At 44.5% G+C, this 12,735-nt stretch carries 12 protein-coding genes; 8 read left to right on the top strand and 4 right to left on the bottom strand.

Going from position 1 to position 12,735, the window contains the following annotated elements; genetic code table 11:
• Positions 1 to 13 precede the first annotated feature (13 nt).
• Entirely contained in the window at positions 14 to 943 is a 930-nt protein-coding gene (locus MSG38_RS09115) for a carbamate kinase (protein WP_012601290.1), read from the bottom strand.
• Between the two features lie 523 nt (positions 944 to 1,466).
• The gene (locus MSG38_RS09110; RefSeq protein ID WP_248401663.1) at positions 1,467 to 3,518 is read right to left on the bottom strand and encodes an acetoacetate--CoA ligase; all 2,052 of its coding nucleotides are present in this window, start codon (positions 3,516 to 3,518) and stop codon (positions 1,467 to 1,469) included.
• Positions 3,519 to 3,717: 199 nt separating this feature from the next.
• Here MSG38_RS09110 and phhA point away from each other — a divergent pair, with 199 nt between their 5' ends.
• The 4 genes from phhA to MSG38_RS09090 all read left to right on the top strand — a co-directional run bounded on the left by phhA (position 3,718) and on the right by MSG38_RS09090 (position 6,117).
• Positions 3,718 to 4,512 carry a phenylalanine 4-monooxygenase gene (gene phhA / locus MSG38_RS09105; RefSeq protein WP_248401662.1) on the top strand — a complete coding sequence of 265 codons (795 nt, stop codon included), beginning with the start codon at positions 3,718 to 3,720 and terminating at the stop codon, positions 4,510 to 4,512.
• Entirely contained in the window at positions 4,502 to 4,840 is a 339-nt protein-coding gene (locus tag MSG38_RS09100) for a 4a-hydroxytetrahydrobiopterin dehydratase (RefSeq protein ID WP_004732613.1), read from the top strand. The genes phhA and MSG38_RS09100 overlap by 11 nt, the downstream gene beginning before the upstream one ends.
• A 254-nt stretch (positions 4,841 to 5,094) precedes the next feature.
• Positions 5,095 to 5,304, top strand: coding sequence for a DUF3283 family protein (locus MSG38_RS09095; protein ID WP_004732615.1), 210 nt, complete (start codon positions 5,095 to 5,097; stop codon positions 5,302 to 5,304).
• A gap of 96 nt (positions 5,305 to 5,400) precedes the next feature.
• Positions 5,401 to 6,117, top strand: a complete 717-nt coding sequence (locus tag MSG38_RS09090) for a YebC/PmpR family DNA-binding transcriptional regulator (RefSeq protein ID WP_017057670.1) — start codon at positions 5,401 to 5,403, stop codon at positions 6,115 to 6,117.
• A gap of 151 nt (positions 6,118 to 6,268) precedes the next feature.
• Here MSG38_RS09090 and MSG38_RS09085 read toward each other — a convergent pair whose 3' ends face one another.
• Complete coding sequence (locus MSG38_RS09085) at positions 6,269 to 6,520, bottom strand: DUF2798 domain-containing protein (protein ID WP_248401661.1); 252 nt, start codon at positions 6,518 to 6,520, stop codon at positions 6,269 to 6,271.
• A gap of 85 nt (positions 6,521 to 6,605) precedes the next feature.
• Between MSG38_RS09085 and MSG38_RS09080 the strand changes: the two genes are divergently transcribed.
• Complete coding sequence (locus tag MSG38_RS09080) at positions 6,606 to 7,508, top strand: LysR family transcriptional regulator (protein WP_048610205.1); 903 nt, start codon at positions 6,606 to 6,608, stop codon at positions 7,506 to 7,508.
• 12 nt (positions 7,509 to 7,520) lie between these two features.
• Entirely contained in the window at positions 7,521 to 8,396 is an 876-nt protein-coding gene (locus MSG38_RS09075; protein ID WP_248401660.1) for an NAD(P)-dependent oxidoreductase, read from the top strand.
• Between the two features lie 83 nt (positions 8,397 to 8,479).
• Here the strand turns inward: MSG38_RS09075 and MSG38_RS09070 are convergent, their stop codons facing one another.
• Complete coding sequence (locus tag MSG38_RS09070; RefSeq protein WP_059017936.1) at positions 8,480 to 9,709, bottom strand: ROK family transcriptional regulator; 1,230 nt, start codon at positions 9,707 to 9,709, stop codon at positions 8,480 to 8,482.
• Between the two features lie 223 nt (positions 9,710 to 9,932).
• Here MSG38_RS09070 and MSG38_RS09065 point away from each other — a divergent pair, with 223 nt between their 5' ends.
• Both MSG38_RS09065 and fba read left to right on the top strand, forming a co-directional pair.
• Positions 9,933 to 11,456, top strand: a complete 1,524-nt coding sequence (locus MSG38_RS09065; RefSeq protein WP_059017939.1) for a glycoside hydrolase family 32 protein — start codon at positions 9,933 to 9,935, stop codon at positions 11,454 to 11,456.
• Between the two features lie 224 nt (positions 11,457 to 11,680).
• The gene (gene fba / locus MSG38_RS09060; protein WP_086969087.1) at positions 11,681 to 12,733 is read left to right on the top strand and encodes a class II fructose-bisphosphate aldolase; all 1,053 of its coding nucleotides are present in this window, start codon (positions 11,681 to 11,683) and stop codon (positions 12,731 to 12,733) included.
• Positions 12,734 to 12,735 lie beyond the last annotated feature (2 nt).

Here is a 12,735-nt window from a genome sequence, read left to right as displayed (position 1 = left end):
TCACTCGATAATATTAGTAATAAACAATACCTTCGCCTTTCGTTATCAGAGTGCCAGCTTCATTGGTAATTATTTTATCTAAATCAAATAATGAACCAATCGCCGCATTACCCAAGCCAGCTTCAACGAATTTACAAACGGCATCAATTTTTGGCCCCATAGAACCAGCAGGGAATGAAAACTCTGCTAAACCAGCAGGCGTTGCTTGCTTCATTTCTGCTTGGTCTTCTTTACCATAGTTACGGAAAATTGAACCATCGGTTAAGATAATAAATAGGTCAGCATGGATTTTTTCAGCCAGTAATTCAGCCGTAAGATCTTTGTCAATCACGCACTCTACGCCAGTACTCTTACCCTGTTCAATACTCACGGGAACACCGCCGCCGCCACAAGCGATAACAAGGTTTTCTGTATCTAGAAGAGTTTCAATTTGCTGAATTTCAACAATGCTTTTTGGCATAGGAGAAGGCACAACGCGACGGTAGTACTCGCCATCAGCTTTAAATTGCATTGTGCTTTGAGCCATTAACTCTTTGGCTCGTTGCTCTGTATATACAGGGCCAACAAATTTAGTCGGGTTAGCAAACGCAGGGTCTTTTTTGCATACTTCAGTTTGCGTGACTAGCGTCGCTACGTCTAATTCAGGGTCAATGTTTCTTAGCTCTTGTTGTAACATGTAGCCCACCATGCCACAGGTTTGAGAGCCGAGTACATCCATTGGGTATGGGGTCGTCTCTGGCGAATATTCGCTATAAGCCGCGTTTTGTTCCATCAACAAGCCTACTTGTGGGCCATTACCATGAACGATAACAATCTCATGCTCGCGTGCGATTGCAGCAATACTCGCCGCTGATTTGATTATATTTTCACGTTGGTTCTCAGCCGTTAATGCTTGGCCTCTTGCTAAAAGAGCGTTACCGCCTAAAGCTAATACTATGCGCATGATAATGTCTCCGATCATTTAATAATGATTTTATTTTACGTAGGGATTAACCGCTTGTTTCTAATTAAATTCAAGCTTATTAATAACAATGACTAGGTTTTTAATTACTATTAAGTAATTAACATTTCGAGATAGTATGGGAAAATAACCGTCCTAAATGTGATAGCTATCAAATTATTATTTCACTAGAAATGGAGCTGTGGAAATGGGAGTTATTGCAATTCGATTAAATATCCATAAGCTTGGATACAATCCAGTGGTGGACTCTTTTTTCGTATAAATGATTCGTCTTTAGTGAATATTATCTCTGGCTATAAAATGATTAATTTTCAAATTTTGTTCTAAATATGACGTTCAGATCGCATTTAGATCTTTAGAAAAGGTACGGGGCCAAACTGATGAGAGGGTTCATGAGCTTTAATAGTGGCTTCGATTCGGTTTTCAATCGGCTGCCTTTACTCCAGATGTTATCTGACAGCCAAGTGAAAAGTGGAGATAGCTTGCTACGTTCTAGGCCTAATCGCTAAAGCGAAACGGCGCGCTTTATCTCTTCTAAAACCTCGGCGTTAGCAATGGCACCAAGGTTTTCTACACTCTTGCCATTGATCACCTGTTTCACTGCCAGCTCCACCAGTTTGCCAGAGCGTGTTTTTGGCACGTCGCTGATCGCAAATATCTGGCTTGGTACATGCCTCGGTGAACAAGAGGATTTAAGTTTACTCTTGATGGCTGTCAGTAACTTATCATCTAGAGCCACACCTTGTTGTAACTGAACAAACAGCCATATCTGCTCGTTGCGGTCGATGTCTTTACCGACTGCTATCGAGTCGATGATGCCGTCAATGGTGTTCACTTGTTGGTAGATTTCGGCAGTACCAATTCGCACGCCACCGGGGTTGAGTGTGGTGTCGCCTCGACCGTAGAACAGATAGCCGTCATGCACGCTTTGTGCGACTTCATCACCGTGATGCCACACATTATCGAACTTGTCCCAATAAGTACTGTGGTAGCGCTCTCCGGTGTCATTCCAGAAGCCAACAGGGAAGTTGGGTAGGGAGTTTGTACACACCAGTTCGCCACGTTCGTGATTGACTTTGTGACCAGACGAATTGAACACTTTGATGTCGACGCCGAGCCCGGCCTGTTGGCATTCACCGCGATACACTGGCGAGATAGGGTTGCCTAAAACAAAGCAGCCACAAATATCCGTGCCGCCAGAAATGGACGCTAAATGCAGGTCTTGCTTGATGTGTTTGTAGACGTAATCGAACTGCTCTGGGTAGAGTACAGAACCTGTCGAGCACAGTGTTCTTAATTTAGGAAGGTTGTGACTGTCGATAGGCGAGAGCTCTGCCTTCTCAATCGCTTCTAGATACTTGGCTGAAGTGCCAAATGTCGATATATCAGCTCGCTGCGCTAAATCCCACAGAACGTTAGGTTGCGGATACACTGGGCTGCCATCAAAGATCACCAAACAAGCCCCACTGGCGAGTGCAGATACATGCCAGTTCCACATCATCCAACCACAAGTGGTGTAGTAGAACACGCGATCTCTTGGTTTAATATCGCAATGAAGCTGATGCTCTTTTAGGTGATTGATGGTAGTGCCACCAACAGAATGGACAATACACTTTGGCTTTCCGGTAGTACCGGAGGAATAGAGCACGAACAACGGTTCATTGAAGCCGACACGAGTAAATTGAAGAGGTTTTGGCTGATAGTGATTAATGATGCTTTGCCAGCTTTGGATCGACACATCATGTTCAATTTTGTTCTTCTTTAAATCGTTCCTTTCTAAATCGCTCTTATCTAAATCATTGTTCGGTTTCAAATAACCGATCTCACACACCTGTTTTAATTCGTTTAAGTGCTCGATGATTTCACGGTTTTTATCCGTCATATCGAACGTCTTGCCATTGAAGGTGTAACCGTCACAGGTGAAAAGCACCTTAGGTTTCACTTGGCCAAAGCGCTCAATCACGCTCTCGACACCAAAATCAGGCGAAGTCGATGTCCAAATCGCCCCCAAGCTAGTGGTTGCCAACATCGCAATCACGGTTTGAGGAAGATAGGGCGTATAAGCAGCAACCACATCTCCTTGTTGAACACCAATATCAATAAGCCATTGTTGAACGCTAGATGCTTCCTCAACCAAGGTTTGCCATGTGTAGCTTTGCTGTTCGCCACGCTCATTCTCAAACCAAATCGCAAGCTCGTTTGGCAACGTTTTTGATGAATGCAGCAAGTTTTCGGCGTAATTCACTTGTGCATTCGGAAACCACACCGCATCGCGATTCGATTTCGGCTGCTGCCAGCGACTCTCACCTTGAGTTTTTATGTGCTCGCTTTCTACCCTGTTAATACAGTCTTGCGAGCCGACCATTCCACAAAACTGCCATACGTTCTGCCAAAACGACTCTGGATGTTCCACAGAACATTGATGGAGATCCGCATAGTTTTGTAATTCCCGCCCGAGTACGCCCTGCTGATCAAGGCTATCAATGAATTGGGTTACGTTGGCGTGTGCGATGCGCTGTTCGCTGGGCTGCCAAACTGGCTTATTGTTTTCGTGCATTCCTTTACCTTTAACAAAAAGTTAACGTTTTCAGTCTGGTATTTAGGTTTTACAAAGTCAAAAGATCAGCAAAATAAGGGTGCGACGGAACTGTGTAAATAAAATGTTACACGATCGCTTGTTTCGAAAAATCGCGCAAATTGGCGGATATAAGGAGTGGAGATAGGCTTAAAGGGAGACATTCGAAAGGAGGTGTGTAATGACTCAATATCATTCTAAGCCCGTGAGCCAAGAGGGATGGGTTGAGTGGAGCCTCGAAGAAGACGCCATTTGGCACGACTTAGTGAAAAGGCAACTAGACGTCATTAACGACCGCGCATGCGATGCCTATTTGCACGGTTTGACCCTGCTCGATTTGCCATTAGACAGAGTTCCCCAGCTTCCAGAGATAAACAAAGTGCTAATGGAAACAACAGGTTGGCAGGTACAGCCTGTGCCTGCGTTGATCGATTTCGACCGTTTCTTTGATTTGCTCGCCAATAAGAAATTCCCAGTGGCGACATTTCTGAGAACGCGAGATGAGTTCGATTACTTACAAGAACCTGATTTCTTTCATGAAATTTTCGGCCATTGTGCCATGCTCACCAATGCCGATTTTGCGACATTCACCGAGCACTACGGAAAACTAGGCCAAGCAGCCACACCTAAACAGCGCGCGTATCTGGCCCGTTTGTATTGGTTTACGGTTGAGTTCGGTTTAGTAAAAGAAGGCGATAGGCTGAAAATCTATGGCGGTGGCATTCTTTCGTCTCCGGCGGAAACCATGTATGCGTTGGGAGGGGATTTGGCCGTTCGTGAGCGGTTCGATCTGCAAACGGTTTTGAGAACCCCTTATCGCATCGACATCATGCAGCCGAAATATTACGTGATCACCGAGCTATCTGAGCTCTTCAAAATCAGTCAGGAAAACCTATTACAGCAAGCTGATCTCGCCATCGACGCGGGGTTACTACCACCACTTTTTGAACCCAAGGAACCAACACATGTTGAATGAACAAAAATGCGAAGCCTGCAGTATCGACGCGATTGCTCTAAGTAAAGATGAGCAACAATCTTTACTGTTGGAGTTGTCTGATTGGCAGATCATCGAAAGAGACGGCATCCCGCAGCTTGAGAAGGTGTTCAAGTTTAAGAACTACAAACAAGCGTGGGCATTCAGCAACAAAGTGTCAGAGTTGGCAGAAGAAGAGTTCCACCACCCTTCGATCTTATTGGAGTGGGGCAAAGTCACCGTCACTTGGTGGAGCCACTCAATCAAAGGCCTACACAAAAATGACTTCATCTGCGCCTCACGCTGCGATGTGTTCGCCGTGAGTGAATAGACTTTTTGAGTTTAGAGGAGCTGCCTTTCTTATCTCTGTGATGCGATTATCTGATTATTCAGCTCATTAGGTGAGTCGAATACGTGATACTTTCTCATCATGGGGCGCAACTTCTCTCAAACTAGCTTGACCTGCATCAGCGACTTGCTTGGTTTCTTGTCTCATAAACCCTTTCTGTTACTCATAGTATTGGTTTTATGAGGCTGCTCTATGATATATTTCTCGGCCAAGTGTATTACAGACGAAGGCTAATAATGTCTATCAACCTTTCACTCCTTCCACCCAGCGAGAAAAATAAAATCGAACTGGATAAGCAAGCATCGTTTCTTGTATGGAAACTGAAGCAAGCGAAATGTGGCCCTGAAGCCATTGTTGAAGAAGCAATGAAGCTAGGTGACCCAGAAGAAAAGGCTTGGTTTGATCAGTCTGTAGAAAAATACAAACGGGTAATGGGTGTCGCATAAACGCAGACAAACCTTGCCCAGCAGTGCTGTAGAATTGAAATGACACAGTAATTTGCTAGAATTTGCACCGTTAATTGAATCAGAGAGAAGATCCCGATGGGAAGAAGTTTTGAAGTGCGCAAGGCCTCAATGGCGAAAACTGCAGGCGCAAAAATTAAAGTTTATTCTAAATACGGTAAAGAGATTTACGTACTGGCTAAGAACGGCAGCTCTGACCCAGACATGAACCTACCTCTAAAGCACCTGATTGCTAAAGCGAAGAAAGACCAAGTACCAGCTCACGTTATCGACAAAGCGATCGATAAAGCGAACGGCGGCGGCGGTGAAGACTTCCAACCAGCTCGTTACGAAGGTTTTGGCCCAGGTGGCACAAGCGTAATCGTTGACTGTCTAACTGACAACGGCAACCGTACTTTCCAAGACGTTCGCCAATGTTTCGTTAAAACTGGCGCGAAAATCGGTGTTGAAGGTACTGTTTCTCACATGTTCGCTCACCAAGCTGTATTCCAGTTCAAAGGCGAAGATGACGAGATCATCCTAGAAACGCTAATGATGGAAGACGTAGACGTGACTGACGTTGAGCTAGAAGACGGTGTTATCACTGTATTCGCTCCAACGACTGAGTTCTTCAAAACGAAGACTGCACTAAACACTGCGTTCCCAGAGCTAACGCTAGACGTTGAGGAAATCACTTTCGTACCTCAAACAACTACGCCAGTAGCTGAAGAAGATTCTGAGAAATTCCAGAAGTTCTTAGACATGCTTGACGACTGTGATGACGTTCAGCAGGTTTACCACAACGCTGAGCTGTAATCTTTACAGTAACAACAGTTATTAAAAAACCGAGCCTAGTGCTCGGTTTTTTTATGGGCGTAATTCAGGCGTTTATCCATGAACCGAGTTTTTTGATCGAGCTCTTTGGTGGCAGAACCTAGGTTATAGCGCCTTGGTCATAAGTCCTTGATCATCGTTCCGTGATCTCAGGTGCGCAAAGCGTTCTTGGGCGACAAATCCATGCTGATAGTTTTCTGATCAAAGGGAGCACGGTGAGGTTGAGCACGATGGCACACGGCCAAGCGATGAAAAAGCTTTGCATCCAGATTGGCGGCCATTCGGGGCTAAATCCCATTTTGTAGCCAGAAATTAACCCTGACATGATGGTCGCCATGGTCAGTGAAGATAAAATCGCGGTTACCCAAAATTGTTTGTTGCTCATACTGTGTTTCTCCCGTGATTTTCTGATGTTGATGAGATAAGGTTATATTTATCCATTAATGAGAAAAATAGGCACATGTAGAAGTATGAATTCCATATTTGGAAACATTGATGATCTGTTTTTATTCTGTGCAGTGGTTGAAGAGGGCTCTTTGCTATCGGCTTCGAAACGGCTGCAACTCCCTGTGTCGACTATGTCGCGTCGACTAACCGCATTGGAAGATCGCCTCAATATCCGACTTTTAGAAAAGAAAGGTCGTGAGCTGGTGGCCACCAAAGACGGTGAGGCGGCCTTTTCTGCACTGAGCAGCGGCATGGAGTCGATTCATCACGGCTTTAATAGCTTGCTGGAAGAGCGTGACGCTATCCAAGGCAAGATAAAGCTCGCCGTGCCTCATAACTTCTACAGTGGCTTTCTAAGGTCGACGGTAGAGCAATTCCTCACTCAGTATCCAAACGTTCAGCTCGACCTTACTCTGAGCCAGCAGCAGCTCATTCCACAGACCGATCGTGACTTACTGATCACGTTTAAGATCTCGGACATGGAAGGCATGATTGCTCGACCGCTGTTTAAAGCCAAACACGGGTTTTATGCAAGCCCAGAATACTTAGATTCGCGTGCAACAATAGAAAAACCGGACGACCTAGAGCTACAAGACTGGATTAACGTCGATGATGTGTTTGATATGCCGCTCTACAAATCCGACCGCTTAGAGCAAATGATCACGATTAAACCTAAGTTCATCGTCAACGATATTCATGCAGTGGCGGCCGCAGCACAAAAAGGTTTGGGGCTCGCGTCATTGCCTTTTCGTCATGTATCCCCTGAGATGAATCTGATTCAAGTGCTCCCTGAGTATCATCGGGGTGATCGCCAAGCGTATTTAGTGTACAAAGAAAGAAAATATCAGCCAAAGGCTTTGACCCTGCTTATTGATGCATTGATTGAGAGTGTTCGATCTTTTCATAGCGATGGTTTGGTCAAATAAAAGGAGAAAGAAATGAAAGTAAGTTTTATCGGGCTAGGCGTTATGGGTTTCCCAATGGCAGGCCACCTAGTCAAAGCCGGTTTTGAGGTAACGGTATTTAACCGTACTCACAGCAAAGCGCTAGACTGGGCTGATAAACACCAAGGTAAAGCGGCAGAATCTGTGGCTGAGTGTGTAGCGGAAGCTGACGTGGTATTGGTTTGTGTGGGTAACGATGACGACGTACGCAGCATGACAACCAGCGACACAGGCGCATTGGCAGCAATGAAGCCAAACGCAATTCTTGTCGATCACACTACAACGTCTGCAGTTCTGTCTGAAGAGCTTGAAGTGGCAGCGAAGCAAGCCGGTATTCGCTTTATGGATGCACCTGTATCTGGTGGCCAAGCGGGCGCAGAAAATGGTGTGCTAACCATCATGTGTGGCGGCGAACAAGCGCTTTTCAACGACCTTCAACCTGTGTTCGAAGCTTACGGTAAGTCATCAGTTCTTATGGGTAAAGTCGGCCAAGGCCAACGCGCGAAGATGGTTAACCAGATCTGCATTGCAGGAGTACTAAATGGCTTGTCTGAAGGCTTGGTACTTGCTGAAAAGTCAGGTTTGGATATCCAAACTCTGGTTGATTGCCTTAAAAACGGCGCTGCTGGCTCGTGGCAGATGGAGAACCGCGCGACCACAATGGCGCAAGACAAGTTCGATTTCGGTTTCGCCATTGATTGGATGATCAAAGACTTAGGTTTCTGCCTAGATGAAGCTGAGCGCCAAGGCATCCAGCTTCCACTGACTGAAAAGACCAACAACGCCTACAAGGTACTGTCTGCCGAAGGACAAGGCCGCATGGATACATCAGTATTGATGAAAGCCGTGGTTGAAGAGACAAAGAAGTAGAAAGATCGAAGTAACAGAAGCTTCGTTTAGATAATTAAAAATAGCCGCTGATTAGCGGCTATTTTTGTTTGTGTTAGCTAACTTTATTTAGAACTTTCAGGTGTGTTGGTGGCTTTAATCCCTAGATGTGCCAAAGGCAGAAGTAGCTCATTTGACATCACGTTGTGATAGTTACCTTTATGAACCAAATCTTCATCACTTTCATCAAGAACCAGTTCTATATTGCTTGCCAGATCCGGAAGTAATAAACGAAATGTGTATTCCTTTACACGATTTAAGAAATCAGCCCCTAATTGCGTCAGTTCATCACCAATTACCACTAAATCAGGGTTTAATTGGTTAATATTGTTCACTAATCCATGTGCTAAGCACTTAGCTAAGTAATCAACCGCGTTTATCGCAGCAGATTCTCTGTCATGAAATGCATTTATTACCATTTCAAAGTCCGCGGATTCTAATGAGGCCTCTTCCTTGTAACGTTCAACCAAGGCTGTTGTTGAGCTATACAGCTCAAGGCAACCTAGATTGCCACACTTACATTGCGGCCCTTGAAAATTGATCGATGTGTGACCAATTTCTCCAGCCGTCCCTAAACTACCGTGATAAACCTGCCCTTCAATTACTAAGCCCGAACCTACACCCTGCCCAAGAGAGACATACAGTAAAACGCTTGCTTCATAAGTGCTTTGTAGCTGGCGCCAAACCGCGAGCGCAGCCAATTTTGCATCATGGCCTGCATAAATTGGATAGTCTGGAAATTGCTCTCGCATGTGGGAAATAAAATCAACATCTTGCCAATTTTTTGCGTCAGTCATCAGTATAATTTTATTATCTTGCTCTAAGAATGGGCCGGGCATCGCAACCGAGATCCCTAAAATGTCACCTTCCTGATCTTTCAGAACATCGCTCACTTGCTTGGTCAAATACTCGATCAGCTCTTCTGGGCTATTATCAGTATTAATTGGTTTGACTATGCTGGTTAGCGAAACACCATTGAGATCGTAGGTATCAATTGAGAAGTTAGTACGCTGTATTCGAACGGACACAATTCGTAGATGTTGGGTATTGAACCCCAGATAGATAGAGCTTCGACCACGTGCCGCTTTTCGCACACCAGTTTCAACAATAAGCCCTTGTTCAATTAAAGGTTTTATCGCTCTAGTCACCGTCGCTTGGTCAAGTCCAACCAATTGGCTGATCTCTTTTCTGGAGCAACTACCACTATTGTGAAGTGCATTAAGAATGACGCGCTTATTATGATTTTGTACATCATCTAACGAAACGCCCAGTCCGCTTCTCATAGGCTTATTCATAGTTCTCCTGACCAATTTGATCTGCAATAACGTTCCAATGGATCTACACAATATATAGAAAAAGTTAAGTTTCAATAAAATCATATAGTTAGAAATTGAGTCTACTTTACTTATGTGAGCGCAATCTCAAGTTCATCATACTATATTTGTTAGCTGCAATTAAATGAAATATATTTGATTGCAGGTTGCAATTAAATATATTTCGATAACATTGGAGGTCCTTGTGGTATTCGATAAGAAGAAGCATCAGGCAATTATTGATCAAGTTGAAGAATACATCGCTGAGCATAAAGATACGGTTAAGCAGCACCATTGGCGTGAGCATTACCATTACCAAGCACCGGTAGGCTGGATCAATGACCCGCATGGACTGATTCAATATCAGGGTAAATATCACCTTTTCTATCAACACCATCCTTTCACTGGTAAGTGGGGAACCATGCACTGGGGGCATGCAGTCAGCGAAGATCTCATTCACTGGGAAACACTGCCAGAAGCTTTAGCACCAAGCGAAGAATATGACGGTTGGGATGGCGGAGGTATCTTCACGGGTAGTGCTGTGAATAACGATGGTGTGATGACTCTTTTCTATACGGGATGTGCACAAGCTCGCCAAGTTCAATGTATGGCAACGTCGACTGATGGCGTTAACTTTGACAAATATGACGGGAACCCAATTTTATCTGATCCACCAGAGGGAATTAACCTACATGACTTCCGCGACCCAAAGGTTTGGAAGCATGAAGGCTCATGGTACATGGTGACCGGTGTAACAGATGGCGTGAGCGATCTAATTAACCCATCAAACTACGAGACCAATGGATTCGGTAAAGTCTGCCTTCACAAATCAGACAATTTAACCGATTGGGAATTCGTAGGTTATTGTGTAGAGAGTATGGGCGAACTCGGGACAATGCTTGAGTGCCCAAATATCTTCAAATTGGGTGACAAACACGTCCTTATGTATTCACCTATGGGTATGCAGCAACGTCAAGTAGTTTACCTTGTTGGTGACCTTGATTACCGAACCGGTAAGTTCCATTGGTCTACGATGGGCTCTCTAGATTGGGGATTCGACTACTACGCACCACAAGTATTCGATGATGAAAATGGGCGTACCCTAATCCAAGCATGGATTGGTTCATGGCCATTCATGCCATGGTGTGATGGCACTTACGATACCAGTGAACTGGGTTGGTACGGTAGTATCACTTTGGCCCGAGAAGTCTCTTTATGTCACGATGGGAAACTGAAGTTCACGCCTGTGCAAGAAGTTGAAAAATTGCGCCATTCTCCCAAAAGACATACAGAGCTCCAGTTAAACGATGGTGAAAAATTCGCATTTGAAGCTGGTGATAATGTTCACTGTGAAATCATTGCGGACATTGACCTAGCTGCAAGCGATTGTGACAGCGTTGTATTTGAAATTCGCAGTAAAGGTGAGCAGAAAACACTGATTGAGTTGGATCTAAAGAAAGGCGAACTGGCTTTCGATCGCACTCAATCGGGCAGTCGTTCAGCCTTACGTAGAACATGTCCACTAGAGTGTGCGAGTAAAGATCGAGCAAACATCCGTATCTTTATGGACAGTATTTCTGTTGAAATCTTTACCGATGGCGGCCGTACTGTGATGACCAATAACATCTTCTCTGATGAAGACAGTGCAGGTCTCTATGTCTACGCTCAGAACGGTAATGCAAGAATTGAGACACTAAAAACATTCGGTATGAAAAGTGTTGCTGAGTAACTGATTCAGCTTTCTCCTTCTTCTTTTTAGCCCAGCTTATTGCTGGGCTTTTTTGTACCTCAAAAAGTATCCCCTAATAAAAGTTCTGGTTATCCAACTCAAATAACGATCCTCAAAACAAAAACACGATCCTTTTCACATTCTAAATTCTATTTAATTGTTTCTTGCAATTAAATTAAGTAAGTTTAATTGCGAGAAACAATTAAATCACTTTGGAGAAGAAAATGGCTATCGTTACACTAAGACAATTACTGGATCACGCAGCAGAAAATGGTTACGCAGTTCCAGCATTCAACATCAGCAACATGGAGCAAGGGCTTGCTATTGTTCGCGCTGCAGCAAAATGTAATTCAGGTGTCATTCTGCAGGCGAGCATCAATGCTCGTAAAAGCTACGCTGGTGACGTGATGCTTTATAAGATGGTTTGCGCTCTCGCTGAAATGTTCCCGAAAACACCAATCGTTCTTCACCAAGATCATGGCAATAGCGAAGAAACATGCTTGTCAGCAATTCGCCACGGTTTTACATCGGTAATGATGGATGGCTCATTGGAGCGTGATGCTTCAACACCAAGCAGCTACGATTACAATGTAGATATTACTTCTCGTATCGCTCAATCTGCGCACTGGGTAGGTGCTTCAGTTGAAGGTGAGTTGGGTTGTATTGGCTCTTTAGAAACTGGCGAAGCGGAAGCTGAAGATGGCGTTGGTGCTGTTGGTATCCTTGAAAAGAGCCAATTGCTAACAGACCCAGATCAAGCCGTTGATTTTGTGAAAAGAACAAAGGTTGACGCACTAGCTATCGCTTGTGGTACAAGCCATGGTGCTTACAAGTTCACTCGCAAACCGGATGGCGATATCTTAGCGATGAACGTTATCGAAGAAATTCACTCGAAGCTCCCAACGACTCATCTAGTTATGCATGGTGCCTCATCGGTTCCTCAATACCTTCAGGATATGATCAATGAGAATGGCGGTGAAATGCCTCAAACATATGGTGTGCCAATCGAAGAAATTGAGCGCGGTATCAAACATGGTGTTCGTAAGGTAAATATCGATACTGATTGTCGTATGGCGATGTCTGGTCGCTTTCGTGAACTCGCGATGAAAAATCCGCAAGAGTTTGACCCACGTAAGTTCCTGTTAGCTGGAATGGACGAATTAACGAAGCTTTGTTTAAACCGATTTGAACGATTTGGTTGTGCTGGTCACGGTGACAAGATTACACCAGTTTCTATGGATGATATGGCTACGCGCTACGCTAGCGGTGAGCTGTAATT

It is taken from the genome of Vibrio sp. 1CM24A (assembly GCF_023161725.1).
GTDB classification, from domain to species: Bacteria; Pseudomonadota; Gammaproteobacteria; order Enterobacterales; family Vibrionaceae; genus Vibrio; species Vibrio coralliirubri.
Note: the sequence above shows the minus strand (reverse complement) of the source record. Positions and strands in the feature narration are given on the sequence as shown.